Raw genomic sequence first — 25,631 nt, 5'->3', positions numbered from 1 at the left:
ACCTCCGTCGGTTCCGTCGCTCCCTAAGCCTTTCCCCCCAACCACGCCAAGATCATCTCCACGATCTGCGTCCTGCTCCTCGCCAGGACCTTCGGCTCGCTCAAGTCCCGATCGAACAGCGCGCCGAACGTATGCCGGTTGGCGACGCGGAAGAAGCAGTAGGAGGAGATGGCGAGGTGCAGATCGATGGCGTCGACGTCGTCGCGGAACACGCCTTCGCTGCGGCCGCGCTTCAGGATGCCGTCGAGGGTTGCGATCACGCTGGCGTTGAGCTGGCGCAGTTGCTGGTTCTGTTTGAGATGCTTGCCGTGGTGGATGTTCTCGATCGAGACGAGGCGGATGAAGTTCGGGTTGCGCTCGTCATGGTCGAAGGTCGCCTCGATCAGCCGACGCAGGCCCTCGCGCGCGTCGCAGCTTGCGATGTCGAGCTGGTCCTCCAGCGCGCGGATGCTGCGATAGGCTTCCTCCAGCACGGCGAGGTAGAGCTGCTCCTTGCCGCCGAAATAGTAATAGATCATGCGCTTCGACGTGCGCGTGCGTGCCGCGATCGCGTCGACGCGGGCGCCGGAATAGCCCTCCGAGGCGAATTCGGCCATCGCCACTTCGAGGATGTCGCGCTTGGTGCGCTCGGGGTCGTTGGTGCGCTTCGATGGGGGCGGCATGCGCTCGAGCATCGCTGTTTCTCCCGCCAGTTTCCATGGATCGCCTTGAAGGTGAAGGCAAATTCCACCCCCGAGGGCCTCGATCCAAAGCGTATTGCATAAACGTACTAGTTCGTACATTATGCACGCAAACGAAGGTTGCGGCAACAACAACCAGAAAAGGCGCGAGGCGACCGCCTGACGCGAACCGCACGGGACACACAGGGAGGAGAATTCAATGACCTTGACGTCAACCGCACCGCTGCATGCGCCATCGGCCGCGGAAGCCACGGCAAACAAGCTGCCGAAGCGCGCCGCACTCGTCAGCTTCGTCGGCAGCATGCTCGAATACTACGACTTCTTCATCTACGGCACCGCTGCGGCGCTGATCTTTCCAAAAGTGTTCTTCGCCAATGTCGATCCCGCGACCGGAACGCTGCTTGCGCTGCTGAGCTTCGGCATCGGCTATATCGCCCGGCCCGTCGGCGCCGTCATCCTCGGCCATTTCGGCGACCGCATCGGCCGCAAGACGGTGCTGCTGTTCACGCTGGTGATCATGGGCGTCTCGACGCTCGCGATCGGCCTGCTGCCGGACGCGGGGACGATCGGCAATGCCGCCCCCATCATCCTGACGCTGCTGCGCCTGTTGCAGGGCCTGTCGGCCGCCGGCGAGCAGAGCGGGGCCAACTCGCTGACGCTGGAGCATTCCGCCAATTCCAACCGCGCCTTCTTCACCAGCTGGACGCTGAGCGGCACCCAGGCGGGCGCGATCCTGGCGACGCTGGTGTTCATTCCGGTGGCTAGCATGCCGGAAGATCAGCTGCTGAGCTGGGGCTGGCGCATTCCGTTCCTGCTGTCGGCGCTGGTGCTGCTGGTCGCCTATCTGGTGCGGCGGACCATGCCGGAAACGCCCGTTTTCGAGGACATCAAGGACAAGGCGCAGGTCGCGCGTTTCCCCGTCGTCGCGCTGCTGCGCGACTACTGGCCGGACGTGCTGCGCGTCATCGTCTGCGCCCTGATCGCGACCGTCAGCACCCTGACCGCGGTGTTCGCGCTCGGCTATGCCACCAGCAAGTTCGGCGTCGCGCGTCCGACCATGCTCTGGGCCGGCGTGCTCGGCAATATCACCGCGCTGTTCGTGCAGCCGCTCTGGGCCTTGCTCGCCGACAGGATCGGCCGCAAGCCGGTGTTCATCGGCGGCGTGCTCGGCTGCGCGGTCCTGCTGTTCCCATACTTCATGCTGGTGACATCGGGCAGTACGCCCGCGATCTTCGCGGCCGCGATCGGCCTCTACATCATCTACTCTGCGCCGAACGCGATCTGGCCGTCGTTCTATGCCGAGATGTTCGAAGCACGCGTGCGCTATTCGGGCACCGCGATCGGCACCCAGCTCGGCTTCCTCGCCGCCGGCTTCACGCCGCTGGTGAGCGCGAGCCTCGTCGGTGCAGGACCGAACGGCTGGATCCCGGTTGCGATCTTCGTCGCGTGTTGCTGTGTCGCCTCGGCCCTGGCAGCCATGACCGCGCGCGAAACCCACAAGGTCGACATCGCCGATCTCGGCAAGCGGCGCGCATGATTGAAGGACGGGACGTAATCGCATGCTGACCAACGCTGTTCCCACCACGCTCGGGCCCGTCATCGGGGCCGAGCAAGGCCACGTCCGTGCCTTCAAGGGCGTGCCGTTCGCGACCGCGCGGCGCTTTGCCAAAGCGACGCCGCCGGCGGCGTGGGCCGAACCGCGCCGCTGCATGGAGTACGGCGCTTATGCGCCGCAGCCTGGGCATCTCGATCAGCCGGAGGAGGCGTGCCTCAGTCTCAACATCTGGTCGCCGGTCGGGGCCGATCGCCCGCTGCCGGTGTTGTTCTTCATCCATGGCGGCGCTTTCGTCACCGGCGGCGGCGCCGACTATGACGGCGCATTCCTCGCCGCGCACGGCCCGGCCGTCATCGTCACCATCAACTACCGTCTCGGGCCGCTCGGCTTTCTGCAACTGCATCGCCACGGCTTGGGCGAAGCCAATAACCTTGCGCTCCAGGATACGCTTGCCGCGCTCGACTGGGTGCACGGCAACATCGCCAATTTCGGCGGCGATCCGGACCAGGTGACGCTCTCGGGCCAGTCGGCCGGCGCGTCGATGGTGATCGCACTCGCAACCCTCCCGCAGGCCAAAGACAAGTTCATCCGCGCCCTCGCGCTCAGTGCGCCGGGGCGCAACATCATGAGCGCCGGCCACGCCGACGAGGTCGCGCGCCGCGTGCTCGACGAGCTCGGGCTCGCGCGCGATCCCGGCGCGATCGCGTCTATGCCATTGCCAAAGCTGTTTGCGGCCGTCGAGCGCGTCGGTCGCAGGCTCGCGGATGAGACGGTATCAGGCACCGTGTTCGGCCCGGTGCTCGACGGCACCGTCGTCCCGCGCGAGCCGCGTGATGTCTTCGCCGACGGAACCTTGCGCGACATTCCGCTCTGGCTCGGCTCCTGCCGCGACGAGATGGTGATGTTCTTGAAGAGCACGCCGCCGGCCGCGATGATCCGCACCACGGAGCGGCAGGTGCGCGCAAGGTTCGGCGATGCCGGCTGGGATCGTCTGCTGGCGTCCTACCGCAACACGGCGCGCGCCGACGAAGACGCATACGAGGCGCTGCTGTCGGATGCGTTCTGGCACCGTCCGACGGCCGATCTCGCGCGGCTTCATGCGGCGGCCGGCGGCGCGGTGTGGCTGAGCCGGTTCGATCATCGTCCGGCGCTGGAGCCGTTCCTGTCGCAAGGGCCGACCCACGGCGCCGACAATGCCTGCCTCTGGGCGCATCTGCCGGATTTCGTCGATCGTCCGATCCTGAAGCGCAAGGGCGGGCCGATGACGCCCGCCGACATCGAAGTCGCCACGCGGTTTCAGACAAGCTTGCTGCGCTTCGTCACGTCAGGCGCGCCTGACGTCGTGGAAGCCTGGCCGCGGTTCGAGCCGGACAACGAGCCGCTCGCGATCTTCGGCCAGCCGTTCCATATCGTGCCCTTCAATGAAGGCGTGCGTTCCAGGGTTTGGGCGGAGCTGCTGGTTCAGTCCAATGCGCCGCAGGACGCGGCGATCGCTTGATCGCCGGAGCCTGCTCCTATAAGCATTCTTGCAGCGCCGATTTGATCCTCAGCTTGCGGGCGCTTCTAAAAATGCAGCTAAAGAGAACCGCTATCCCTGCATCATCCCGCATCGCGTGAATCGTCGGCCATCTCGAACGGGGAGGGCCACATGAGATTTGCTGCCATCGCGGATGTTCACGGGAATCGTCCGGCGCTCGAAGCCGTGCTTGCGGACATTGCCTCGCTCGGTGTCGACGAGATCGTGAACCTCGGTGATCACGTCAGCGGACCGCTCGAAGCGGCAAGAACCGCGGACCTGTTGATCGAGCGCGGCTTTCCGTCGGTGCGGGGCGATCAGGATCGCATTCTCGTCGAGCTCTGGCGCGCAGGCGCCTCGGCGCGCAGCGATTTCCAGCAGCTCGAGCGCAAGCATTTCGAATGGATGGCCAGCATGCCATCCACGCTGATCTACCGGGAGCAGGTGTTCCTGTGTCACGCCTCGCCGACGGACGACGCTGCTTTCTGGCTCGACCGGGTCACGGCCGATGGCAGCGTTCGCCCGAGCGCGATCGAGGCCATTGAGGCCGGCGCCGCGGGCATCGATGCCCAGATCATCCTGTGTGGGCACACCCACATTCCGCGAGTGGTGCGCCTCCGAGACGGACGCCTCGTGGTCAATCCCGGGAGCGTCGGATTGCCTGGCTACGACGGCAAGGCGCCCGTCCCTTACGTGGTCGAGGTCGGCACGCCCCAGGCGTGCTACGCCATTCTGGAGCATGCAGGCGGAGGCTGGTCCGCAACGATCCGTTATGTGCCCTACGACACCGCCGCGATGGCGGCGCTGGCGCGCAGCAAGGGCATGCTCACCTGGGCCAGCGCGATCGCAACGGGTTGGGTCGAACGGGAGTGCGGATAGACCGCGCCCGGTCTAGAACTGCACTTCGCCGGGAATGTCGTCGGCGCTGAGGCCGACCGTTTCATAGGCCTTCAGCAGCCATTCGCGGGTCTGGCCCAGCGAACGGTTGTAGTCGGCCCAGGCGCTGAGGAAGTCCTTGTAGCGGCGGTCGGTTTCGGCGCGGATGCCGAGATTGGTCGGCAGTGTCAGGATCGGCCGCGGGATTGCGAGTTCGCCGAGCGTCGGATTCTTCTTCAGCGTGAAGATCGACAGCACGGCCAGCGAGACGTTGCAGTCGGCGCGGCCGGTCGACACCGCGAGGATCGCCTCGTCGCGCGTCTTGAAGCCGAGGATGTTCGCCTTCGGACAATAGCGGCGCGCGATGGTCTCGTGGGTCGAGCCGATGTCGACGGCGATCTTGACCTCGGGCTTGTTGAGCTCGGACCAGGTCTGGGGCTTGGCAAAGCCCTTCTTGGTGATGACGGTGAAGGAGTGCACCAGGATCGGGGTCGAGAAGTCGATGACGAGCGAACGCTCCGGCGTCGGGTTCACGGCGAAGGCGAGGTCGATCTTGTCGGCCTGCAGATCCAGGATCTGGTTGCCCCAGGTCGATTCCAGCGGTTCGACCTTGGCCCCTAACTTGGCCGCGATGTCGTTCGCCATGTCGATGCAGGCGCCCGACCATTGGTTGGTCGCGAGGTCCTTGTGGAAATAGGGGTCCTGGCCGGCGATGACCGCGATCCGCAGCACACCGCTCTTCTTGATCCGATCGAGCGTGGAGGTCGGGGCGGTGTCGGCCCTGACCGATGTGGTCGCGGCCATTGCGGCGCCCGCCAGTGCCACGGTGGTGAGTGCGTCCCTGCGGTTCATGAACAGTTGCTCCTTGCGGAATGGGGATCATCAGCTCCGGCTTGCGGACTATTTCTGTATTCAGAGTGTAATGCAATATGGTATTGCAGCTCTGCCAGCGATTTGAGCGAGCAGGCAGGCCGGAGCCTAGTCCTTTGGCCAAGCGAACTAAATTGTGTGATCCCCAGCCGGATCACGGCCCGGTCTGCGATCCGGGATCGAGAGGAGATGAAGTCTGTGCGTGCTGTTTTCGTCGATGCCAATGACACGCTGGCCGCGGTCACCGAGAAGCTTCTGGGCGCTACGCAGCTGCCCGTCAGCATCAACCGCAATCCGTCCATCAAGCCCGACGATCTGCCCGGCCTGCTCGGTGACGCCGAGATCATGATCGTCGACCACACCGCGGTGCCGACGGCGACCGCCGAGAAGTGCAAGGCGCTCAAGCATGTCGTCTTCCTCGGCACCGGCGCGCGCAGCTACATGAATCCGGAGGAGCTCGCTGAGCGGGGCATCGCCGTTCACACCATCAAGGGTTATGGCGACACCGCCGTCGCCGAATGCGCGATCGCGCTGATGTGGGCCTCCGCGCGCAATTTCGGCGAGATGGACCGCGGCATGCGCGAGGGCAACTGGCTGCGCCGCGACGCGATGCAGCTCACCGGCAAGACGCTCGGCCTGATCGGCTTCGGCGGCATCGCGGCGGAAGCCGCCCGCATGGCGGCCGGCTGCGGCATGAAGGTGATCGCCTGGAACAGGACGCCGAAGACCCATCCCGGCGTCGAGTTCGTGTCGCTGGAGAAGCTGCTCGCGGAGAGCCACGTCGTCTCGCTGCATCTCTTGCTCAACGACGAGACCAAGGGCTTTCTGTCGCGCGAGCGGATCGCGCAGATGCGCAGGGGCAGCATCCTGATCAACACCGCGCGCGGCGCCATCGTGGACGAAGACGCGATGCTGGAGGCGCTGCGCTCGGGCCACATCGCGCATGCCGGCCTCGACGTCTTCACCGTCGAGCCGCTGCCCGCTGGCCACGCACTGACAAAGCTGCCGAACGTGACGTTGTCGGCGCATTCGGCGTTCCGCACGCCCGAGGCGAGCGACAACCTCATCGGCGCCGCGCTCGATCACTGCCGCCGTATCATCGCCAGCGGTAAGTCATGATGAGGCTGATGCGCCAGCTCCGGGCGAGCTTCACCTCTCCCCAGCGGGGAGAGGTCGAATTGCTATGGCGCGCAATTGCGCGCCTGAGTAATTCGGGTGAGGGGCCGCAGCGATCAGTGAGACTGTAACCCCTCACCCGGATCGCATCCTGCGATGCGATCCGACCTCTCCCTACGGGAGAGGTAAACGGAAACGCCGACCTAGCCTTGAAGGACCATCCCATGTCTGACATCACCCGCATCGACCAGAACGCCCGCCGCAGCCGCGCCTCCGTGTTCGGCGATCTCGTCTTTCTCGCAGGGCAAGTGGCGGACACCAAGACCGCCGACATCACCCAGCAGACCAAGGAGGCGCTGGCGAAGGTGGACGACATGCTGGCGCGCGCCGGCACCGACAAGTCGCGCCTGCTCAGCGTCCAGGTCTGGCTCAAGACCATGGAGGATTTCGACGCCATGAACGCGGTCTATGATGCCTGGGTGGTGCCGGGCAACGCGCCGACCCGTGCCTGCCGCAAGGTCGAGCTCGCCGATCCCGCCTACCGCATCGAGGTGATCGCAATCGCCGCGCGGCGCTGACATGCGCGCCGATGCCGGCTGGACTGTCGGCATCGGCCTTGCACCTCATGTCCGCCTGTCCTACGCAACCCCGGAACAAAACGCATTCGCCAAAGCCGTTAGGGAGCCGTCATGACCATTCGCAACAGCCGCACCGGGGGCCAGATCCTGATCGACCAGCTGGTCGCTCAAGGTGTCGACCGCGTCACCTGCGTGCCGGGCGAGAGCTATCTGGCGGCGCTCGATGCGCTGCATGACAGCCCGATCGACGTCGTGATCTGCCGCGCCGAAGGCGGCGCGGCGATGATGGCCGAAGCCTATGGCAAGTTGACGGGCCGCCCGGGCGTCTGCTTCGTCACCCGCGGCCCCGGCGCCACCAATGCCAGCCACGGCGTGCACATCGCGATGCAGGACTCCACGCCGATGATCCTGTTCGTCGGCCAGGTCGACACCGGCATGCTCGAACGCGAAGCGTTCCAGGAGCTCGACTACAAGGCGGTGTTCGGCAGCATGGCGAAATGGGCGGTCGAGATCGATCGGCCCGACCGCATTCCCGAGCTGGTCGCGCGCGCCTTCCGTGTCGCCATGCAGGGCCGCCCCGGTCCCGTCGTGATCGCGCTGCCGGAGAACATGCTGACCGAGACCGCCGCCGTCGCCGATGCGATGCGCATCGAACCCGCGGTGAGCTGGCCGGCTCCCGCCGACGTCGAGCGCGTCGGTGCAATGCTCGCAAGCGCCAAGGCGCCGCTGGTCATTCTCGGCGGCTCGCGCTGGACCGACGAGGCCACCAAGAGCATCGCGCGGTTTGCCGAGCGCTTCGACCTGCCGGTCGCGACCTCGTTCCGCCGGGCCTCGCTGATCGATGCCGATCATTCGCACTATGCCGGCGATCTCGGCATCGGGCCGAGCCCGGGCCTGAAGGCGCGCATCGACAACGCCGACGTCATTCTGCTGATCGGCGGCCGCATGTCGGAGATGCCGTCCTCGTCCTACACGCTGCTCGATATTCCGACGCCGAAGCAGAAGCTGATCCACGTGCATCCGGGCTCGGAAGAGCTCGGCCGCGTCTATCAGCCGGAGCTCGCGATCCAGGCGACGCCCGCCGCGTTCGCCGCCGCCGTCGAGACCCTGAAGCCAGCGGGCGCCGTTGCCTGGAAGGGCGAGGCCGCCAAGGCGCATGCCGATTATCTCGCCTGGACCGAGAAGGCGCGCGAGCTGCCGGGCACGTTCCAGTACGGCCAGGTCATGACCTGGCTGCGCGACCGGCTGCCGAAGGACGCGATCGTCTGCAACGGCGCCGGCAATTATGCCGGCTGGATCCACCGCCATCACCGCTTCCACAGCTTTGCCTCGCAGCTCGCACCGACCTCGGGCTCGATGGGCTATGGCGTGCCGGCAGGCGTGCTGGCCAAGCGGCAATATCCGGATCGTGTCGTCGTCGCGTTTGCGGGCGACGGCTGCTTCCTGATGAACGGGCAGGAGTTCGCGACGGCCGTGCAGTACGACGCGCCGCTGATCGTCATCGTGGTCGACAATTCGCAATACGGCACCATCCGCATGCATCAGGAGCGCGACTATCCCGGCCGCGTCGTCGGCACCCAGCTCAAGAACCCAGACTTTGCGATGTACGCCAAGGCGTTCGGCGGCCATGGCGAGCGGGTCGAGCGCACCGAGGAGTTCGCACCGGCGTTCGAGCGCGCGCTCGCATCCGGCAAGCCGTCGATCCTCCATTGCATCATCGATCCCAGCGCGATCTCGGTCGGCAAGGACTTCACGCCTGCGGTGAAGGCGTAAGCGATGCTAGAAGCCCGCCACGTCGCCATCATCGGAGCCGGCGCGGTCGGCGTGATCAGCGCCATCGAGGCGCTGCGCGAGGGGCATCGCGTCACGCTGATCGACGCGGGCGAGCCCGGCGGCGAACAGGCGGCGAGCTACGGCAATGCCGGCTGGCTCTCCTCGCATTCGGTGATCCCGCCGGCCGAGCCGGGCGTCTGGAAGAAGGTGCCGGGTTATCTGATGGATCCGCTCGGCCCGCTCGCGATCCGCTGGTCTTACTTGCCGAAGGCGCTGCCCTGGCTGATCAAATATCTGCTCTCGGGCTGGACGCCAGCGCGGGTCGAGAAGACGGCGTTCGCTTTGCGCGATCTGCTGAAGGACGCGCCGCTGCTGCACCGGAAGCTCGCGGAAGAGGCGGGTGTCCCCGAGCTGGTCGAGCGCAACGGCGTGATGCACGCGTTTCCGGAGCGCGGCAATTTCGACAACGATCTCGGCTGGCGCCTGCGCAAGAAGGTCGGCGTCCAGTGGATGGAGCTCAATGCCGACGAGATGCGTCAGCGCGAGCCGGATCTGCATCCGCGTTACACCTTTGGCGTGGTGGTGGAAGAGGCCGGCCGCTGCCGCGATCCCGGCGCTTACGTGGCCGCGCTCGCCCGGCACGCGCTCGCGAGCGGTGCGAAACTCGTGCATGCCAAGGCGACCGGGCTCAAGCTTTCCGGTAACAAGCTCGTCGCGGTTGTTACCGAGACCGGCGAGATTCCCTGCGATGCCGCAGTGGTCGCGGCCGGTGCGCATTCAAAGCGGCTCACCGCATCGGTCGGCGATCCCCTGCCGCTCGAAACCGAGCGCGGCTATCACGTCATGATCGAGAATCCGGAATCAGGTCCGCGCAGCTCGATCATGGCGTCCGACGCCAAGATGGTGGTGAATTGGACCAACAAGGGCCTGCGCGCTGCCGGCACCGTCGAGATCGCCGGCCTCGAGGCGGCGCCGAACTGGAAGCGTGCCGAGATTCTGCGCGACCATCTGTTCAGCATGTTCCCAAAGCTGCCGAAGGACATTCCGGCCTCGCGCATCAAAACCTGGTTCGGGCATCGGCCGAGCATGCCGGACGGGCTGCCCTGCATCGGACACGCACGCGCCTCGCGCGATATCGTCTACGCCTTCGGCCACGGCCATGTTGGCCTCGTCGGATCGGCCCGTACCGGCCGTCTCGTCGCGCAGCTTCTGAGCGGCAAGCCGCCGGAAATTCCGCTCGCGCCGTTTTCGCCCACTCGCTTTCTCTGAGATCGCACCATGACTTATGCAGCCGGCTCATCCTCCCGCATCGCCCGTGGCGGCAAGGCGATCTATGGCGCGCCGCTCGGCATCCTGATGCTGGAAGCGCGCTTTCCCCGCATTCCCGGCGACATGGGCAATGGCACGACCTGGCCGTTCCCCGTGCTTTATCGCGTGGTGAGCGGGGCCTCGCCCGAGAAGGTGGTGCTGAAGGGCGCGGCCGGCCTGCTGCCCGACTTCATCGATGCGGCGAAGGATCTGGTGCGGCTGGGTGCCGAAGCCATCACCACCAATTGCGGCTTCCTCTCGCTGTTCCAGAAGGAGATCGCCGCAGCGGTCGGCGTTCCCGTCGCGACGTCGTCGCTGATGCAGGTGCCGTGGGTGCAGGCGACCTTGCCGCCCGGCAAGCGCGTCGGCCTCGTCACGGTGTCGGGCTCGACCCTGACGCCGGCGCATCTGGAAGGCGCCGGCGTGCCGCTCGATACGCCGCTGGTCGGCACCGAACACGGCAAGGAATTTTTCCGTGTCCTGATCAAGGCCGAGAAGGACGACATGGATGTGGCCCAGGCCGAGCGTGACGTGGTCGAGGCGGGCAAGCAGCTTGTCGCCCAAAACCCTGATGTCGGCGCCATCGTGCTCGAATGCACCAACATGCCGCCTTATGCGGCAGCCTTGCAGGCCGAGGTGGGCTTGCCGGTCTACGACATCTATTCCATGATCACTTGGTTTTATGCCGGACTGCGCCCGCGCGCCTTCGCCTGATTCCGGTTGCAAAGCTCTGCACAGGCTCGTTCGTCTGCATTGCAAACGTCCCCGCAGCCCCGGTATATTGGGCGTTCGGGCATGAATGCGGTTGATATGAGCAACGTGGAACTGGCTTCCGACAGTATTGTCGATCGCGTTTATGAGCAGCTCAAGGCGATGGCCGTGAGCTATGAATTCAAGCCGGGCGAGCGGCTCAACGAGGGCGAGCTGGCAAAACGCCTCGGCGTCAGCCGCACGCCGCTGCGCGAGGCGCTGAACCGCCTCAACACCGAAGGCTTCCTGCGCTTCACGCCGGGCAAGGGCTTCTTCTGCCGCGAGCTCGACGCCCACGAGATCTTCGACCTCTATGAGCTGCGCAAGTCGATCGAGGCTGCTTCCGTCCGCCTCGCCATCAAGCGCGCGAAGGACGAGGACATCGATGCGCTGCTCAAGTTCCTCGAAGCCACCGGCCCCGATCCCGGCGAGCGCACCTCGGTCGAGCTGGTCGAGCTGGACGAGACCTTCCACGAGCGGCTGATGGCGATGTCGAACAATGCCGAGATGCTGCGCGTCCTGCGCAACGTCAACGCCCGCATCCGCTTCGTCCGCTGGATCGACATGGACAGCATCAACCGCAACAATACCCAGGCCGAGCACCGCGCTGTCATCGAGGGGCTGAAGGCGCGCAACGAAGAGGTGTGCGTCTCGGTGCTGGAGAAGCACATCGACCGCCGCCTGGATCGCATCACCTCCGCGATCAAGGAAGGCTACGCGCAGATCTATATGCCGGCGGTGGCAAGAGCTGCGACGAATTGAGGTTCTCTTCACCTCGACAGCGGTGCTTGTGTCGGGCCGCGAAGCCTCACTCCGCCGCGACCGTCATCCCGTAGCCCAGCCGCTTCGAGATGCCCCCCGCGCAATCGCGCAGCGCGTGGGCGATCGGGCTGTCCCAGCGCGCGTCGAACGTGCCTTCCGGGCCCATTGCGGTGATGACCAGGGCGACATGGCCGGCATGGTCGAACACCGGCGCCGAGAACGCATTGACGCCGGGCAGGGGATCGCCGAGCGCGCGGGCGAGTCCGTGCTTGCGCACCTCGTTGAGCATCTCCGCGACCTTGGCGCCTTTCACCGCGCGCTTCGGATTGTAACCGACGCCGTGACGGTCGAGGCCGCTTTCGAGCGCGGCGTTGATCGTTTTCTCCGGCAGGAACGCGGCGAAGGCACGGCCCGTGGCGGTCTCCAGCAGCGCCATCACGGAGCCTGCGCGCATCACGATGTGCACGGGCTGGCCGGGCTCCTCCAGCTGCACCACGGTCGGGCCGTGGGTGCCCCAGACCGCGAGCGAGACGGCGTGGCCGATCTGGCTGGCGAGTGCGGCGATCTTCGGTCCGGCGATCCGCGTGCCCGAGAGACGGCGCAGGCTGATCAGGCCGAGCTCAAGCGCGAGCGCGCCGATCTCGTAGCGGCCGGTGGTCTCGTCCTGCTCGATCAGGCCGATGCGGGAGAAACTGGCGAGATACGGATGCGCCTTGGCCGGCGTCATGCCCGCCTCGCGCGCGAGATCGCGCAGCATCATCGGCTCGCCGCTGCGGGCGAGCGCGCGCAGCAATTCGCCGCCGACCTCGATCGACTGGATGCCGCGACTTTCCCTCTTCATGCGCCCCCGATGCGCTTGAGTTACGCCGCGTCGCGCCTTGAGGCGCTGTCGGCGAGATGACGGCCGGCAATGTAGCCGAAGGTCAGCGCCGGCCCAAGCGTGATGCCGGCGCCGGGATAATTGCCGCCCATGATGCTCGCCATGTCGTTGCCGGCCGCATAGAGCCCGGGAATCACCCGGCCCTCGGCATCGAGCGCCCGCGCATTCTCGTCGGTGACGATGCCGGAATAGGTGCCGAGATCGCCGATCACCATCTTGATGGCGTAGAACGGGCCGTGCTCGATCGGCGCGACGCAAGGATTGGGGCCGTGCAGTGCGTCGCCCTGGTAGCGGTTATAGGCGCGTGACCCCTTGCCGAAGGCAGGGTCCTGGCCCTGCGGCGCGGTCGCGTTGAACTGCTTGACGGTCTCCACGAAGGCCTTCGCGTCGATGCCGGCCGTCGCCGCCAGCGCCTCCAGCGTGTCGCCGCGCATGAGGTAGCCGGTCTTAAGGTGATGGCCGAGCGGCATCGGGAACGGCGGCACGCAGCCGAGGCCGTATTTGCGCAGCGCCTGGTGATCGCAGACGAGAAACGCGGCGATCTCCTCGCCGGGCTTGGCGGCCTTGACCATCGCCTGGACGAAATGGTGATAGGAATTGCCTTCATTGGCAAAGCGCTTGCCGTCGCGCATCACCGCGATCACGCCGGGCTTGGCGCGGTCGATGAAGTGCGGCATCACGCCCGTCGAGCCGTCCTTGCGCGTGGTCAGCGACACCGGCACCCAGGCTGCCGCATTCGGCAGGCGATCCTCGACGTGCCCTCCGGCGCTCTCCGCGAGGCGCAGGCCGTCGCCGGTGTTGCCGGTCGGGCCTGGCGAATAATGCTCAACGCCGGTCGGCGCATGCGGAAACATCTTTTTGCGCCGCTCGACATCGTGCGGGAAGCCGCCGCAGGCCAGCACGACGCCTTGCCGCACACGGATCCGGACATCGCGTCCCTCCCGCGAAACGATCGCGCCTGTCACCGCGCCGTTCTCGACCGTCAGCTCGCGCACCGGTGAGGACAGCCACATCGGAATCTTCAGATCCTGCGCGGATTTCGCGAGACGTCCGGCGAGCGCGTTGCCGTTGGTCAGCGTCATGCCGCGGCCATAACGCAGCACGTCCATCAAGTGCCGCGACAGCCGCTTTGCGACATAGACGGCCGATGTCAGCGACTTCGTCACGCGCATGAAGTGGATGATCTCCTTGCCGCTTCCCAGCATCATGCCGAACACGGTGAGCTCCGGCAGGGGCATGCCCAGCGTCTTGATCTGGTCGCCGAGCTCGCGGCCGTCGAACGGGCGCGTCACCATGGAGCGGCCGCCCTGCGCGCCGCCCGGCGCTTCGGCGTCGTAGTCAGGAAACACCAGCGGCATGTCGAACTGCAATGCCGTCTTGCTGGTGAAGAAATCGACGGCCTCCGGGCCGGCGCTGAGGAACGCATCGACACGTGCCGCGTCAAAATTGTTGCCGGCCTCGTGGCGCAGATAATTGCGCGCCTGCTCCGGTGCCTCCTCGATGCCATAAGCCTTGGCAAGCGATGTGCCGGGAATCCACAGCCAGCCGCCGGAGCGGGCGGTGGTGCCGCCGAAGCGCGGCTCCTTCTCGACGATCAGGACGTCGAGCCCGCGATAACGCGCGGTGATCGCGGCCGACATGCCGGAGCAGCCCGATCCGGCCACGAGCACATCGCACTCGTAGGTTTCGCTTGCGCCATGCCCGTTGCCGGTCATCTCTCGCCTCACTTCTTCAGCAGCGGACATTTGGATTCGGAGACCGGGCGGAAGGCGTCCTCGCCCTTCACGGTCTTGACGATCTCCAGATAATCCCAGGGCTCCTTGGACTGCTCGGGCGTCTTCACCTTGGCGAGGTACATGTCGCGGATGACGCGGCCGTCCTCGCGCAACTTGCCGCCATGAACGAAGACGTCCTCGATCGGCAGCTCGCGCATCTTGGCCATCACCTTGGCGGGGTCGTCGGTGCCGGCGGCTTTGATGGCCTTGAGATAATGCAGCACCGAGCCGTAGACGCCGGTCTGGATCATGGTCGGCATCACCTTGGTCCGCTCGTAGAATTTTTTCGACCAGGCCCGCGTCGCCTCGTCCATGTTCCAGTAGGACGCCGTGGTCATATAGGTGCCTTGCGCGGCCTTGAGGCCGATCGCGTGCACGTCGGTGTCGAACATGAGCAAGCCCACGAGCTTCTGGCCGCCCTGCACGAGGCCGAACTCGCCGGACTGCTTGATGGCGTTGTCGGTGTCCTGGCCGGCATTGGCGAAGGCGACGACGTCGGACTTGGAGCTCTGCGCCTGAAGCGCGAAGGAGGAGAAATCCGCGGTGTTGGTCGGATGCTTGATCCCGCCGAGCACCTTGCCGCCCATCTCTTTGATGAATCGGGTCGCGTCCTTCTCGAGTTGCTGCCCGAACGCGTAATCCGCGGTGATGAAGTACCAGGATTTGCCGCCTTCCTTGATCACGGCGGAGGCCGTCACCTTGGACAGCGCATAGGTGTCGTAGGTGAAGTGCACGGTGTTCGGGCTACACAGCTCGTCGGTCAGTGAGCTCGCGCCGGGGCCGGAGAGCAGGGCGATCTTGTTACGCTCGCGCACCATATTGTGGACGGCGATCGCGATGCCGGAATTGGGGATGTCGACGACGGCGTCGACCTTGCCGTTGTCGAACCAGCCGCGCACGATCTGCACGCCGACATCGGTCTTCATCTGATGGTCGGCGCTGATGATCTCGATCGGCTTGCCGAGCACGGTGGGGCCGAATTCCTCCACCGCCATCTTGGCGGCCTCGACCGAGCCCGGCCCGGAATTGTCGCGGCCCCAGCTCGACAGGTCCGTCAGCACGCCGATCCGCACCGCATCGTCGGAGACTTGCGCAACTGAGACCGTGGTCATGGCAGCCGACATCATGGCCGCGAGCATGGCGCAGGCCGAAAGCCCTCTCATCGGTGTTTCCTCTGTTTTATGGGCCGCTTGGTGCGGCCGGTTATTCTGACGGTAAATTAGATAATGACGAATTATTTTGTCAATAGCGAACAGGGAGGGTTCGAAAGCTGGTGGTGCAATGACAATCGGCTCTGCACCGTCATCCTGAGGTGCGAGGCTTGCGATGCGAATGCCGCGCAAGCGGAGCCTCGAAGGATGAACGGCCGCGATGCTGCCGGGCCGTCGCCCTTCGAGGCTCGCCGAAGAGGCGAGCGCCTCAGGGTGACGGTGATGGATTGAGTCTTGCGCTCACACTTGTATCGTACAAGCGAGCGTCGATGCTCTGACCGGTTGCAACCGCGGTCGCGCTTAGCCATGATGCCGCTCGGAATTCATGGGGCGGATGGCAATGACTGTAGCAACGGGGGTCTCCGGCGACACGGAGCGATCGACGACGGCGCATGTGGTGTGGGCGAGCGCGCTCGGCACGGCGATCGAGTGGTACGACTTCCTGATCTACGGCACGGCCGCCGCCCTCGTGCTCAACAAGCTGTTCTTCCCGAGCTTCGATCCCTTTGTCGGCACGCTTGCGGCGTTCTCGACCTACGCGGTCGGATTCGTGGCGCGGCCGATCGGCGGCGCCATCATCGGGCATTACGGCGACCGGCTCGGCCGCAAGAAGATGCTGGTCGCGACCATGATCGCGATGGGGCTCGGCACATTCCTGATCGGCTGCCTGCCGACCTACAGTCAGATCGGCATGTGGGCGCCGATCCTGCTCATTCTCCTGCGCTTCGTACAGGGCATCGGGCTCGGCGGCGAATGGAGCGGCGCCGTCGTGATGGTTATCGAGCACGCCGGCAACCGTCGCGGCCTCTACGGCAGCCTGGTGCAGATCGGCTTTCCCGTCGGCGTTGCCGCTTCCACCGGCATCTTCGGCCTGATGACGCAGCTGCCCGAGGCGGACTTTTTGAGCTGGGGCTGGCGCGTGCCGTTCTGGATCAGCATCCTGCTGGTCGGGGTCGGCTTCATCGTGCGCTTGAGGCTCGCCGAGACGCCGCATTTCAAGGAGGTGGTCGAGCGCAAGGAAGTGCTGGCGCAGCCGGTCTGGGAAGTGCTTCGCCGCGACTGGCGCAGCTTTCTGCTGGCGATCGGCATCACGGTCTCGGAGGTCGGGCTTGCCTATCTCCTCACCGTCTTCACCGTGCTCTATGCCACGACCAAGCTCGGCCTGCCGCGCCAGGTGATCCTGAATGCGGTGGTCTATGCCGCGATCGTCGAGTTCGCGACGCTGCCGCTTGCTGGGTGGCTCTCCGACATCTTCGGCCGCAAGGCACTGTATCTCGCCGGCGGCGTGTTCACGGTGGCGCTGGCCTTTCCGCTGTTCTGGTTCCTCGACACCAGGGAGCCGGCGCTGATCACCCTCGCGCTCGTCGTCACGATGACACTGACGCATGCGCTGTTATTCGGGCCGAAGGCCGCGTTCATGCCGGAACTGTTCCGCACCCAGGTGCGCTACAGCGGCGCCTCGCTGGGGGCCAACGTCGCGGCCGCACTCAGCGGCGGCTTCTCGCCGTTGATCGCGACCGCGCTGCTGGCCTGGGCCGGCTCGTACTGGCCGGTGTCGGTCTACATCATCGCGCTGTCGCTCATCACGATCATCGCGACGCTGATGGCGCCTGAGACGGCGCGGGATTCGCTGAAATCCTGAGACCACCGCCCCGGGGGTCTTGCGGGAACCGCCGGCGGCCCGCCGCTAAATTTTTTTCTTGGGCGCCCTTGAAACCGCTTTCCGTCCTTCTAAGTCGTTTTTCGCCGCGAGAGCGGTGTGCCGGGTGCCAGATCGGGCCCGGTGCGGGCGCCGGACCGGTCGTCGGACCCGTCTGATCCGCTGTCCTGCGCTCCTTCGTATCCATCTTGCTCTCAGGAGGACTTGGTTATGAGGACCAATTTCGACTTCGCGCCGCTGTGGCGCTCCACCATCGGCTTCGATCACCTGGCCGACCTCGTCGACAGCACGCTGCGCCAGGCGACCGAGGACAACTATCCCCCCTACAACATCGAGCGTTCCGGCGAAGACCATTACCGGATCAGCCTTGCCGTGGCGGGTTTCGGCGCCAGCGATATCACCGTGACGGCCGAGCAGAACGCCCTCACCATCGAGGGCAAGAAGCCCGAGACCGCCGCGCGCGAATATCTGTACCAGGGCATCGCCGCGCGTCCGTTCCGGCGCGTGTTCAACCTCGCCGATTATGTTCAGGTGAAGCAGGCCTCGTTCCAGGACGGGTTGCTGATCATCGATCTCGTGCGCGAGGTTCCGGAAGCCATGAAGCCGCGTCGGATCCCGATCGCGGGCGTCACCCCTCCCGCATCGCAGATCGAGCAGAAGAAAGCAGCCTGAGCGCTCGATTGGTCCAATGGAGGAACGCGGCGCGCGGGTGCGCGAGCCGCGCTCCCTGATGCATGAAGGAGAGATCCATGGCTATTCGTGATCTGATTCCCTGGTCCAGAAACCAGGAGCTTGCGCCTGCGCGCGAGAATTTCGATCCGTTCCTGACGCTTCACCGCGAGATGAATCGCCTGTTCGACGACGTCTTCCGCGGCTTCGGTGGGACCAGCGTGTCGCCGCTGATGGAAGGTCGTTTCGGCTGGCCCAAGGTCGAGCTCAGCGAGACCGACAAGACGCTGACCGTCTCGGCCGAGCTTCCAGGCCTGACCGAGAAGGACGTCCAGGTCGAGATCGCCAACGGCGTCTTGACCGTGCGCGGCGAGAAGAAGGCGGAGCGCAACGGCGAAGGCCGGTACTTCACCGAGCGCTACTACGGCGCATTCGAGCGGCAGATCCCGCTGGAGGGCGTCGAGGAGGACAAGGCCGAGGCGTCGTTCAGGAACGGCGTCCTGACCGTGTCGCTGCCGAAGTCCGAGAAGGCGCGCGAAGGCGTCAAGCGCATCGCAATCAATACGCGTTAGCGTCGAGCCGGACGGCGGCCATGGCGCCGCCGTCCACGTCAACAAACCCGTCCCTTTGAAAGGAGTATGAGGGAGGTATCGACGATGACCAACGTGAATACCAATTCCAGCAATCTCAATTTGCTGTTTCATCCCGCCGCCCATTACGACTCGCCTGCCGAGGTTCTGAACGCGAAGGAACTCTCCACGCCGGAGAAGCGGATCATCCTGTCGTCCTGGGCATCCGACATGTACACGGTCGAATCCTGTCCTGCGCTGCGCGAGATTCCCGGCATGGGCCATACGGTCCGGCTCGCCGACATCCTGGCCGCTCTGCGCAAGCTCGACGGGGACAACGACAATGACGACCCGCCGCGCGGCGGCGGCGTCCCGATGCGGCTGCGGCGGCCATGGGCCGCCGTGGAGGGGCGGAGTGCATGATGCTCACGCAAACCGTTCTGGGCCTCGTGCTGCTCAGCCAGGCTTCCGCGGTCTGGACCGTTCCGTTTCTGGCTCTGCAGGGCCTCATGACGAAGTCGCGTGACGAGCTCTGAGGCCGGAGTTTTCACGTTCCAATCCTCATTCAGGCAAGGTGGCAGGTACTGAAGATGCGTGCTGTGCGTTTGCTCTTGCTGGCGATGCTGGTGCTGACGCTCTCGGCGTCGCAGCCTGCTGCCGGCCAAATTCCCGACCTGAAGACAGGCGGCTCGCTGCCGACCCTGGCGCCGCTGGTGCGGCAGGTGACGCCGGCCGTGGTCAACATCTCCGTCCACGGGCGGGTGCGGGAGGACAATCCGCTCTACCGCGACCCGCTATTTCGCGAATTCTTCGATGTCCCCCGGCAGATCGAAAAGGAGGTCAGCGCGACCGGCTCCGGGGTCATTGTCGATGCCGAGCGCGGTTACGTCCTGACCAACAATCACGTGGTCGAAGGGACGTCCGCCGTACAGATCACGACCAAGGACGGCCGGCAGTTTTCCGCGAAGGTCGTCGGGCGGGATCCGCCCACCGATGTCGCTGTGCTCCAGATCCAGACCCCGACCGGGCTCAAGGCGCTCACCTTCGGCGACAGCGACGCGCTCGAAGTCGGCGACTTCGTGCTCGCGATCGGAAATCCCTTCGGCCTCGGCCAGACCGTGACGTCGGGACTCGTCAGTGCGCTGGGCCGGACCGGCCTTGGCAAGCAGGGCTATGAGGATTTCATCCAGACCGACGCCGCGATCAATCCGGGCAATTCCGGCGGCGCGCTGGTCAGCTTGCGCGGCGAGCTCGTCGGCATCAACTCGGCGATCATCTCGCCTGCCGGTGGCAATGTCGGGATCGGCTTTGCCATTCCGGTCAACATGGCACGCAAGGTGATGGAGCAGATCATCGCCAATGGCCGCGTCGAGCGCGGCCGTATCGGCATCTCGCTGAAAGACACCCATCCATCCGTCAACAAGGGAGTGAGCCAAGGCGCCGTCATCGCCGAGGTGGCCGCGGATTCGCCCGCGGAAAGGGCGGGCTTGCGCAAGGGGGATGTGGTCACCGGAGCGGACGACCGCCCGATCCGCACCGCTGCCCAGCTCCGCAACACGATTGGCCTTGCCCGCGTCGGCCAGGATGTGAGGCTCTCGGTCCTGCGCAACGGCGCTCCGCTCACGGTCAACGTGAGGGTCGCGCCCGCAACTGAATCCAGCAGTGCTCTCGCAGCGCCCAATCGCCTCCTTCGTTGAACCGGTCGCAGCTTGCGGGCTTGCACCGCCTCTCCCGCTCTTGTCCGCCGAAGCCCGCCTTCGGGCGAAGGCGGATGCGGGAGAGGCCGACGCCCGGGGCGATGCGAAGCATCGTCCCGCGCGCGGCGCGTGAGGGTTCTTTCTTCTGGGGGATTCTCCCATTGCGGAGACACCCTCTCCCCAACCCTCTCCCGCAAGCGGGAGAGGGAGCCAAGTGCCGATGCCGCTGCATCATGCAACCGCATGCGATAGCGCTGCCTGAGAGGATGCGTGCCGCATGACTCGCGGCTCAGGCTGCGCGGTGATCCTGCCCGCCTTGCAAGTCGCGGATCAGCCGTCGCTCGCGTTCGATCCGCTGCAGATAGAGTTCGCGCTCTTGCTCGGTCTTTGCGTTTGCCAGAAGCAGTTCGTAATGGCCGATCACCTTTTCGCTGCCGCGAATGAGCAGTTCTCGCTGGCTGATCATTGCATTGCTCCCCTCGCGTCGATCGGAGCATGGGTGGCAGCGAAAGCGACCGGGAAGGTCGCTGCGGTCAGGCCCTCGAGCGCCGATCTTTCTTCTGTAAGGCGTCTCTCAATGAACCGGCGTTCGAGCTCGGACAGCCTGGTCTTCAGAAGGCGCCGATAGCGGTGGATGTTGTTACGGTGTGCACGAATGCGGGCCAAGTTCTCATCGAGCATCATCGTCTCTCCAGACGGTCGCGTTAGATCCTTTGATTTTTGAGGGTGAGAAAGAGTCTTCTCGCCGCAAAAATATGCAGCCGGAATTGCGTGTCAAGAGACTGCGAGGCGCCGGCGAGCGTCACCCGTATCGCAGGAGCTGCGACAGCTCGAGCGGCTGGCCGGCGGCGTTCATGCCGCCCGGAATTCATATAAGTTTCATGTTGGCGGCGGCGGACGCGGATTGCCGAAGGAATAACCGGGCTTCGGCAATTTTTCGCGATTTCGCCGGCCTGCGTTCCCGGGAAACTAACTGAGAACGAAGCATGCTCGTGACAATGCGAGACCCGGCCGTAATGGTGCAGGCCATTGCAAATCCTGCAATCTCACCCGGCTTGACGGCATCGGGAAGTTGAGGCCATTGCTGGCGGTGTGATGAATCGAACAACAACAAGACAAACATCAAGGAAGTGCCCATGCGCGGGGTTATGCGACGCACCTTTCTGGCCGCCTGTGCGGCCGTTCTGTTTTCCGGCGTGGCTCTAGCGCAGGATTATCCTTCCCGTCCGGTCAAGATCATCGTGCCGTTCCCGGCCGGCGGCTCCAACGACATCATCGCCCGCATCGTCGCGCAGAAGCTGACCGAGCGGAACGGCCAGACTTTCCTCGTCGAAAACCGCGGCGGCGCCGGCGGCAATCTCGGTGCGGAAGCCGTGGCAAGCGCAGAGGCCGACGGCTACACCCTGCTGCTGACCGCGCCGCCGCCGCTGACCATCAATGGCTCGCTCTACAAGAAGCTGCCGTTCGATCCTGCCAAGGCCTTTGCGCCGATCGCCTTGATTGCCTCAGTGCCGATCGTGCTGGTCGTCAATCCCACGGTACAGGCGAAGAACGTCGGCGAGCTGATTGCGCTTGCCAAGGCCAAGCCGGGCACGTTGAATTTCGGCTCGTCCGGCATCGGCTCGACCAATCATCTGGCCGGCGAGCTGCTGAAGAGCATGGCCGGCATCGACATCGTCCACGTGCCCTATCGCGGCGCCGCGCCCGCGATGAACGATCTGCTCGCCGGGCAAATCCCGTTCATGTTCGACAACATGCCGGCGGTGCTGCCGCAGGTGCAGGGCAAGGCCATCAATGCGATCGCCGTCGCGGGCGCGAAGCGCGCGGAAGCGCTGCCTGACGTGCCGACGGTGGCGGAGACCGTCCCCGGCTTCGAGGCGTCGTCGTGGTTCGGACTGGTGGCCCCTGCGAAGACGCCGGAGCCCGCGCTCGCCAAGCTGAGCGGCGAGCTCGAGACAATCCTGAAGATGCCCGATGTCAAGAAGCGGCTTGCGGAGCTCGGCGCCGAGCCCGGCACGGTGTTCGGCAGCGCATTCGGACAGTTCATCGCGGACGAGACCACGAAGTGGGGCAAGCTCGTCAAGGCCTCCGGCGCCACGGTGGATTGAGGGCGCGTCATGGATCTCAATCTGGGCGGCAAGGTTGCCGTCGTCACCGGCGGCAGCATCGGCATCGGCCGTGCCATTGCCGCCGAGCTCGCGCGCGAGCAGGCGCATGTGGTCATCGTCGCGCGCGACGCCGAGCGGCTTGCGGCATCGGCGCAGGAGATGTCGCGCGACACCGGCCGGCGCGTGATCGCCTGCGCCGGTGACATGACCAGGCCCGACGATATCGCCCGCGCGATGGACACCGCGCGCGCGGAGTTCGGCCGGATCGACATCCTCGTCAACAATGCCGGGGCTTCGCCGATGGGCCGGATCGCGGAGACGCCGGATGCGATTTGGGCCAAGTCGATCGAGCTGAAACTGCTCGGTTACATGCGCTGCGCGCGCAACGTGCTGCCGGAAATGCGCGACCGGCGCTGGGGCCGCGTCATCAACATCATCGGCCGCAGCGGGCATCAGCCGCGCGCGGCCTATATGGCGGGCGGCGCGGTCAACGCGGCGCTCCTGAACTTCACGCTGGCGCTCGCGGAAGAGTGCGCGCCTGACAATGTGCTGGTCACCGGCGTCAATCCCGGGCCGGTGCAGACCGACCGCTGGGACAGCCTGATCTCGCAAGGTGCCGCGATCTCCGGTCAGGGGCAAACCGCAACGAATGCCGCGGCCATCGCCTCGGTCCCGCTCGGCCGCGTCGGGCAGCCGCACGAAGTGTCCGGCATCGTCGCGTTCCTCTGTTCAGACCGCGCGTCTTTCATTACGGGTACCTGCATCAATGTCGATGGCGGTGGAACGAGGTGTATCTGATGGCTAGCGAACTGCGGAAGATCGGTGTCAGCGACGATTGCGAACTGGCGGTTCGCATCGACGATTATCTGCTGCCCTGGGACACCAGGCCGCCGGTCGTGATGCTGCACGGGCTTGCCGAAAGCGGCGAGGCATTCCGGCGCTGGGTGCCGTATTTCGCCACGCATCATCTGGTGGTGCGGCCCGATTTGCGCGGCTATGGCGATTCGACGCCGATGCAAGGCGATTACGTTTATCGCTTCGCCGGCCTCGGGGATGACATCATCAAAATGCTGAATGGGTTGAAGCTCGACCGCGTCTTCCTGGTCGGCGGCAAGATCGGCGGCACGCTGGCGATGCATCTGACGGCAAAACATCCGGACCGCGTGATCGCGGTCGCGGCGGTTGGCGCGCCGGCCTCGCTGACCTCGTTCAACGAGCGGGCGCCGGCTTGGCGCAAGCAGATCCGCGAGCAGGGCGTCGAGCCCTGGGTGCGGGAGACCACGGCCGGCCGGCTCGGCTCCTCGCTGCCGCCGGCGGCGCTGGACTGGTGGATCAGGCTGATGTCGAAGACCAAGGCCTCGACACTGGAGGCGTTTCTCCAGATGGTGCCGACCGTCGACGTCACCGGCGAGCTTCCGTCGATCAAGCGTCCGGCGCTGGTCATCACCACCACCGGCTCGGGGCTCGGCGACGTCGCGTCCGTGAAGGCGTGGCAGGAGACGATTCCGGGCTCGAAGCTGGACGTGCTGCCCGGCGATTCCTATCACGTCGCCGCCACCGACCCGGACGTCTGCGCGCGAAAAGTGCGGGAGTTCTTCGATCGCGTCGCGACTTAAGACGTACAAGGCGGGCCATTGGCCCGCCCGCCGTTTGGCTCTATGACTGGCGCTCCAACGAGACAAAAGTAGGGAGCGAAGTCATGACAAGAACCACGCGCCGCAGCGTGCTGACGGCCGCAGCCGCGATGACGGCGGCGGGCCTCGCTGAAACCGCGCCGGCCGCGGCGCAGGCCGGGCCCAAGCCGATCTTCCCGGTGCCGATGGTGACGATCCCGATCGTCGGCGAAACCAGCGTGTTCCAGGTCCGTCGCATCTATTGCATCGGGCGCAACTACGCGGCACACGCGATCGAGCGCGGCTCCGATCCGAACCGCGAGCCGCCGTTCTTCTTCCAGAAGCCGACCGACGCCATCCAGAACGTCGCGGTGGGCGAGGTCGCCGATCATCCCTATCCGTCGCTGACCAAGAATTATCATCACGAGGTCGAGCTGGTCGCGGCGCTGAAATCCGGCGGCACCAACATCCCCGTCGATAAAGCGCTCGACCACGTCTATGGCTACGCGCTCGGCCTCGACATGACCCGGCGGGATCTCCAGAACGGCATGGCCGCGGAGAAGAAGCCCTGGGAGATCGGCAAGAGCTTTGACCACGCCGCGGTGATCGGCCCGATCCATCCCGCCAGCAAGACCGGCCATTTCGAGAAAGGCGCGATTTCGCTGGCGATCAACGGCACGGTGAAGCAGAGCTCTGATCTCAGCAAGATGATCTGGAGCGTCGCCGAGCAGATCGCCAAGCTCTCCGAAGCGTTCGAGCTGAAGGCCGGCGACATCATCTATTCCGGCACGCCGGAGAATGTCGGTCCCGTGGTGAAGGGCGACGTGCTGCTGTGCAAGCTCGAGGGCCTGCCCGACATGTCGATCAAGATCGTCTGAGGGCTTCTTTCTCGCCTCTCCCCGGGGCGAGGGGGCGCACGCAGCCTACGCCGCCGCCTTCGGCCGCAGCCGGTCGACCGTCCTTGCAATCAGCGCGGCGACCTCCGCGATCTTCGGCCCGATGCGAAATTCCGGCCCGGCAACGACGACCGAGAGCCTGCGATCCCCGATCGGCAGCGGGATCGCAGCACCCGCGAGATCGCGGCTGTAATCGGCAAAACTCTGGCAATAGCCGCGCGCGATCGAGTTGCGCAGCTCGGTCTCGACCGCCTCGATGCTGATCGGCGTCGACGGGCCGTATTGCCTGAACTCGATCTTGCGGTAGACCGAGTCGCGCTCTTCCTGCGAATATTGCAGCAGCAGCGCGCGGCCGCTGGCGGTGGCGTGGATCGGCACGCGGTGGCCGATGGTCGCGAAATAGCGGATCGCGGCCTGGGACTCGACGACGTCGATGAAGACGGCCATCACGCCCGCCGGCGCCACGATCGATGCCGTTTCGCCGGTCTCGGCCGAGAGATCGGCGATCAGCTGATGCGTCCATTGCGGCAGCGGCTCGACTTCGGAGATCAGCCGCGCCATCGCCAGCCAGCGCGGCGTCGGATAGAAGCCGGCACGCGGGCGCGGCTCATAGAGATAGCCCTTCTCCGACAGCGTCGCGAGCAGGTTGAAGGTCGACGAGCGCGGCCAGCCGAAATGATCGGCGATTTCGGCAAGCGTCGCCGGCTTCCGCGTTTGCGCGAAGAATTCCATGATCTCCAGGACGTTGGCGGCTTGGCGAACGATCATG

Annotated in this window: 26 protein-coding genes; 18 read left to right on the top strand and 8 right to left on the bottom strand. The window is 65.5% G+C overall.

Translation table 11 applies throughout. The features are described from left to right. Positions 1-23: 23 nt before the first annotated feature. Positions 24-674, bottom strand: a complete 651-nt coding sequence (locus tag HYH08_RS21855; protein WP_220011876.1) for a TetR/AcrR family transcriptional regulator — start codon at positions 672-674, stop codon at positions 24-26. A 205-nt stretch (positions 675-879) separates the two neighbouring features. Between HYH08_RS21855 and HYH08_RS21850 the strand changes: the two genes are divergently transcribed. The 3 genes from HYH08_RS21850 to HYH08_RS21840 all read left to right on the top strand — a co-directional run bounded on the left by HYH08_RS21850 (position 880) and on the right by HYH08_RS21840 (position 4,630). After that, positions 880-2,217 carry an MFS transporter gene (locus HYH08_RS21850; RefSeq protein ID WP_220011875.1) on the top strand — a complete coding sequence of 446 codons (1,338 nt, stop codon included), beginning with the start codon at positions 880-882 and terminating at the stop codon, positions 2,215-2,217. Positions 2,218-2,239: 22 nt separating this feature from the next. Continuing rightward, positions 2,240-3,733, top strand: coding sequence for a carboxylesterase/lipase family protein (locus HYH08_RS21845; protein WP_220011874.1), 1,494 nt, complete (start codon positions 2,240-2,242; stop codon positions 3,731-3,733). Positions 3,734-3,883: 150 nt separating this feature from the next. Then, a complete protein-coding gene (locus HYH08_RS21840; RefSeq protein ID WP_220011873.1) occupies positions 3,884-4,630 on the top strand; it encodes a metallophosphoesterase family protein in 747 nt (248 codons plus the stop codon). A 12-nt stretch (positions 4,631-4,642) separates the two neighbouring features. On the opposite strand, the gene HYH08_RS21835 is transcribed toward HYH08_RS21840, so the two are convergent. After that, positions 4,643-5,479 (bottom strand): transporter substrate-binding domain-containing protein, encoded by an 837-nt coding sequence (locus HYH08_RS21835; RefSeq protein WP_220011872.1) that lies wholly within the window; start codon positions 5,477-5,479, stop codon positions 4,643-4,645. A 216-nt stretch (positions 5,480-5,695) separates the two neighbouring features. On the opposite strand from HYH08_RS21835, the gene HYH08_RS21830 reads away from it, so the two are divergent. From HYH08_RS21830 to HYH08_RS21805, 6 genes are all read left to right on the top strand, one after another. Then, entirely contained in the window at positions 5,696-6,616 is a 921-nt protein-coding gene (locus HYH08_RS21830; protein ID WP_220011871.1) for an NAD(P)-dependent oxidoreductase, read from the top strand. 221 nt (positions 6,617-6,837) lie between these two features. Next, positions 6,838-7,191 (top strand): RidA family protein, encoded by a 354-nt coding sequence (locus HYH08_RS21825; RefSeq protein ID WP_220011870.1) that lies wholly within the window; start codon positions 6,838-6,840, stop codon positions 7,189-7,191. Between the two features lie 111 nt (positions 7,192-7,302). Further along, positions 7,303-8,964: a thiamine pyrophosphate-binding protein gene (locus HYH08_RS21820; protein WP_220011869.1), complete on the top strand. Its 1,662-nt coding sequence runs from the start codon at positions 7,303-7,305 to the stop codon at positions 8,962-8,964. A gap of 3 nt (positions 8,965-8,967) precedes the next feature. Next, positions 8,968-10,233 (top strand): NAD(P)/FAD-dependent oxidoreductase, encoded by a 1,266-nt coding sequence (locus HYH08_RS21815; RefSeq protein WP_220011868.1) that lies wholly within the window; start codon positions 8,968-8,970, stop codon positions 10,231-10,233. A 9-nt stretch (positions 10,234-10,242) separates the two neighbouring features. Then, complete coding sequence (locus tag HYH08_RS21810) at positions 10,243-10,986, top strand: aspartate/glutamate racemase family protein (RefSeq protein ID WP_220011867.1); 744 nt, start codon at positions 10,243-10,245, stop codon at positions 10,984-10,986. Between the two features lie 96 nt (positions 10,987-11,082). Beyond that, the gene (locus tag HYH08_RS21805) at positions 11,083-11,784 is read left to right on the top strand and encodes a GntR family transcriptional regulator (protein WP_220011866.1); all 702 of its coding nucleotides are present in this window, start codon (positions 11,083-11,085) and stop codon (positions 11,782-11,784) included. A gap of 46 nt (positions 11,785-11,830) precedes the next feature. Here HYH08_RS21805 and HYH08_RS21800 read toward each other — a convergent pair whose 3' ends face one another. Genes HYH08_RS21800 through HYH08_RS21790 form a run of 3 tightly spaced genes read right to left on the bottom strand, consistent with a single transcriptional unit; the run spans position 11,831 to position 15,602 of the window. Beyond that, a complete protein-coding gene (locus HYH08_RS21800; RefSeq protein WP_220011865.1) occupies positions 11,831-12,625 on the bottom strand; it encodes an IclR family transcriptional regulator in 795 nt (264 codons plus the stop codon). A gap of 20 nt (positions 12,626-12,645) precedes the next feature. Further along, positions 12,646-14,379 (bottom strand): FAD-dependent oxidoreductase, encoded by a 1,734-nt coding sequence (locus HYH08_RS21795; RefSeq protein WP_220011864.1) that lies wholly within the window; start codon positions 14,377-14,379, stop codon positions 12,646-12,648. An 8-nt stretch (positions 14,380-14,387) separates the two neighbouring features. Then, positions 14,388-15,602 carry an ABC transporter substrate-binding protein gene (locus HYH08_RS21790; RefSeq protein ID WP_220011863.1) on the bottom strand — a complete coding sequence of 405 codons (1,215 nt, stop codon included), beginning with the start codon at positions 15,600-15,602 and terminating at the stop codon, positions 14,388-14,390. A gap of 388 nt (positions 15,603-15,990) precedes the next feature. On the opposite strand from HYH08_RS21790, the gene HYH08_RS21785 reads away from it, so the two are divergent. The 5 genes from HYH08_RS21785 (at position 15,991) to HYH08_RS21765 (ending at position 20,245) form a co-directional block, all read left to right on the top strand. After that, positions 15,991-17,292: an MFS transporter gene (locus HYH08_RS21785; protein WP_220011862.1), complete on the top strand. Its 1,302-nt coding sequence runs from the start codon at positions 15,991-15,993 to the stop codon at positions 17,290-17,292. 228 nt (positions 17,293-17,520) lie between these two features. After that, entirely contained in the window at positions 17,521-17,982 is a 462-nt protein-coding gene (locus HYH08_RS21780; protein WP_220011861.1) for an Hsp20 family protein, read from the top strand. Positions 17,983-18,059: 77 nt separating this feature from the next. Further along, positions 18,060-18,551, top strand: a complete 492-nt coding sequence (locus tag HYH08_RS21775; RefSeq protein WP_220011860.1) for an Hsp20/alpha crystallin family protein — start codon at positions 18,060-18,062, stop codon at positions 18,549-18,551. 84 nt (positions 18,552-18,635) lie between these two features. Next, positions 18,636-18,971 carry a hypothetical protein gene (locus tag HYH08_RS21770; protein ID WP_220011859.1) on the top strand — a complete coding sequence of 112 codons (336 nt, stop codon included), beginning with the start codon at positions 18,636-18,638 and terminating at the stop codon, positions 18,969-18,971. A 167-nt stretch (positions 18,972-19,138) separates the two neighbouring features. After that, positions 19,139-20,245, top strand: coding sequence for a trypsin-like peptidase domain-containing protein (locus tag HYH08_RS21765; RefSeq protein ID WP_220011858.1), 1,107 nt, complete (start codon positions 19,139-19,141; stop codon positions 20,243-20,245). A 289-nt stretch (positions 20,246-20,534) separates the two neighbouring features. Here the strand turns inward: HYH08_RS21765 and HYH08_RS21760 are convergent, their stop codons facing one another. Together HYH08_RS21760 and HYH08_RS21755 are read right to left on the bottom strand one after the other, a co-directional pair. Beyond that, the gene (locus HYH08_RS21760) at positions 20,535-20,711 is read right to left on the bottom strand and encodes a hypothetical protein (protein WP_220011857.1); all 177 of its coding nucleotides are present in this window, start codon (positions 20,709-20,711) and stop codon (positions 20,535-20,537) included. Beyond that, on the bottom strand, positions 20,708-20,926 hold the full coding sequence (locus HYH08_RS21755; protein ID WP_220011945.1) for a hypothetical protein: 219 nt from the start codon (positions 20,924-20,926) through the stop codon (positions 20,708-20,710). The genes HYH08_RS21760 and HYH08_RS21755 overlap by 4 nt, the downstream gene beginning before the upstream one ends. 455 nt (positions 20,927-21,381) lie before the next feature. On the opposite strand from HYH08_RS21755, the gene HYH08_RS21750 reads away from it, so the two are divergent. The 4 genes from HYH08_RS21750 to HYH08_RS21735 all read left to right on the top strand — a co-directional run bounded on the left by HYH08_RS21750 (position 21,382) and on the right by HYH08_RS21735 (position 24,844). Then, positions 21,382-22,353 carry a Bug family tripartite tricarboxylate transporter substrate binding protein gene (locus HYH08_RS21750; protein ID WP_220011856.1) on the top strand — a complete coding sequence of 324 codons (972 nt, stop codon included), beginning with the start codon at positions 21,382-21,384 and terminating at the stop codon, positions 22,351-22,353. 9 nt (positions 22,354-22,362) lie between these two features. Next, positions 22,363-23,151: an SDR family NAD(P)-dependent oxidoreductase gene (locus HYH08_RS21745; RefSeq protein ID WP_220011855.1), complete on the top strand. Its 789-nt coding sequence runs from the start codon at positions 22,363-22,365 to the stop codon at positions 23,149-23,151. Continuing rightward, entirely contained in the window at positions 23,151-23,969 is an 819-nt protein-coding gene (locus HYH08_RS21740) for an alpha/beta fold hydrolase (RefSeq protein WP_220011854.1), read from the top strand. Before HYH08_RS21745 ends, HYH08_RS21740 begins: the two co-directional genes overlap by 1 nt. A gap of 83 nt (positions 23,970-24,052) precedes the next feature. Next, positions 24,053-24,844, top strand: a complete 792-nt coding sequence (locus tag HYH08_RS21735; RefSeq protein WP_220011853.1) for a fumarylacetoacetate hydrolase family protein — start codon at positions 24,053-24,055, stop codon at positions 24,842-24,844. A gap of 45 nt (positions 24,845-24,889) precedes the next feature. Here the strand turns inward: HYH08_RS21735 and HYH08_RS21730 are convergent, their stop codons facing one another. Next, on the bottom strand, positions 24,890-25,630 hold the full coding sequence (locus HYH08_RS21730; protein ID WP_220011852.1) for an IclR family transcriptional regulator: 741 nt from the start codon (positions 25,628-25,630) through the stop codon (positions 24,890-24,892). Between the last annotated feature and the right edge of the window lies 1 nt (position 25,631).

The sequence above is a fragment of the Bradyrhizobium sp. BR 10289 genome (assembly GCF_019455385.1).
GTDB lineage: Bacteria > Pseudomonadota > Alphaproteobacteria > Rhizobiales > Xanthobacteraceae > Bradyrhizobium.
This window is presented reverse-complemented; position numbering and strand designations above follow the sequence as displayed.

Excerpts from the sequence above, each read along its gene's own strand:
- HYH08_RS21800 (WP_220011865.1), bottom strand. The coding sequence starts at position 12,625 with ATGAAGAGGGAAAGTCGCGGCATCCAGTCGATCGAGGTCGGCGGCGAA.
- HYH08_RS21785 (WP_220011862.1), top strand. The coding sequence starts at position 15,991 with ATGACTGTAGCAACGGGGGTCTCCGGCGACACGGAGCGATCGACGACG.
- HYH08_RS21810 (WP_220011867.1), top strand. The coding sequence starts at position 10,243 with ATGACTTATGCAGCCGGCTCATCCTCCCGCATCGCCCGTGGCGGCAAG.
- HYH08_RS21740 (WP_220011854.1), top strand. The coding sequence starts at position 23,151 with ATGGCTAGCGAACTGCGGAAGATCGGTGTCAGCGACGATTGCGAACTG.
- HYH08_RS21765 (WP_220011858.1), top strand. The coding sequence starts at position 19,139 with ATGCGTGCTGTGCGTTTGCTCTTGCTGGCGATGCTGGTGCTGACGCTC.
- HYH08_RS21855 (WP_220011876.1), bottom strand. The coding sequence starts at position 674 with ATGCTCGAGCGCATGCCGCCCCCATCGAAGCGCACCAACGACCCCGAG.
- HYH08_RS21825 (WP_220011870.1), top strand. The coding sequence starts at position 6,838 with ATGTCTGACATCACCCGCATCGACCAGAACGCCCGCCGCAGCCGCGCC.
- HYH08_RS21760 (WP_220011857.1), bottom strand. The coding sequence starts at position 20,711 with ATGATCAGCCAGCGAGAACTGCTCATTCGCGGCAGCGAAAAGGTGATC.
- HYH08_RS21750 (WP_220011856.1), top strand. The coding sequence starts at position 21,382 with ATGCGCGGGGTTATGCGACGCACCTTTCTGGCCGCCTGTGCGGCCGTT.
- HYH08_RS21755 (WP_220011945.1), bottom strand. The coding sequence starts at position 20,926 with ATGCTCGATGAGAACTTGGCCCGCATTCGTGCACACCGTAACAACATC.
- HYH08_RS21835 (WP_220011872.1), bottom strand. The coding sequence starts at position 5,479 with ATGAACCGCAGGGACGCACTCACCACCGTGGCACTGGCGGGCGCCGCA.
- HYH08_RS21770 (WP_220011859.1), top strand. The coding sequence starts at position 18,636 with ATGACCAACGTGAATACCAATTCCAGCAATCTCAATTTGCTGTTTCAT.
- HYH08_RS21780 (WP_220011861.1), top strand. The coding sequence starts at position 17,521 with ATGAGGACCAATTTCGACTTCGCGCCGCTGTGGCGCTCCACCATCGGC.
- HYH08_RS21790 (WP_220011863.1), bottom strand. The coding sequence starts at position 15,602 with ATGAGAGGGCTTTCGGCCTGCGCCATGCTCGCGGCCATGATGTCGGCT.
- HYH08_RS21850 (WP_220011875.1), top strand. The coding sequence starts at position 880 with ATGACCTTGACGTCAACCGCACCGCTGCATGCGCCATCGGCCGCGGAA.
- HYH08_RS21845 (WP_220011874.1), top strand. The coding sequence starts at position 2,240 with ATGCTGACCAACGCTGTTCCCACCACGCTCGGGCCCGTCATCGGGGCC.
- HYH08_RS21735 (WP_220011853.1), top strand. The coding sequence starts at position 24,053 with ATGACAAGAACCACGCGCCGCAGCGTGCTGACGGCCGCAGCCGCGATG.
- HYH08_RS21820 (WP_220011869.1), top strand. The coding sequence starts at position 7,303 with ATGACCATTCGCAACAGCCGCACCGGGGGCCAGATCCTGATCGACCAG.
- HYH08_RS21795 (WP_220011864.1), bottom strand. The coding sequence starts at position 14,379 with ATGACCGGCAACGGGCATGGCGCAAGCGAAACCTACGAGTGCGATGTG.
- HYH08_RS21805 (WP_220011866.1), top strand. The coding sequence starts at position 11,083 with ATGAGCAACGTGGAACTGGCTTCCGACAGTATTGTCGATCGCGTTTAT.
- HYH08_RS21840 (WP_220011873.1), top strand. The coding sequence starts at position 3,884 with ATGAGATTTGCTGCCATCGCGGATGTTCACGGGAATCGTCCGGCGCTC.
- HYH08_RS21730 (WP_220011852.1), bottom strand. The coding sequence starts at position 25,630 with ATGATCGTTCGCCAAGCCGCCAACGTCCTGGAGATCATGGAATTCTTC.
- HYH08_RS21745 (WP_220011855.1), top strand. The coding sequence starts at position 22,363 with ATGGATCTCAATCTGGGCGGCAAGGTTGCCGTCGTCACCGGCGGCAGC.
- HYH08_RS21815 (WP_220011868.1), top strand. The coding sequence starts at position 8,968 with ATGCTAGAAGCCCGCCACGTCGCCATCATCGGAGCCGGCGCGGTCGGC.
- HYH08_RS21775 (WP_220011860.1), top strand. The coding sequence starts at position 18,060 with ATGGCTATTCGTGATCTGATTCCCTGGTCCAGAAACCAGGAGCTTGCG.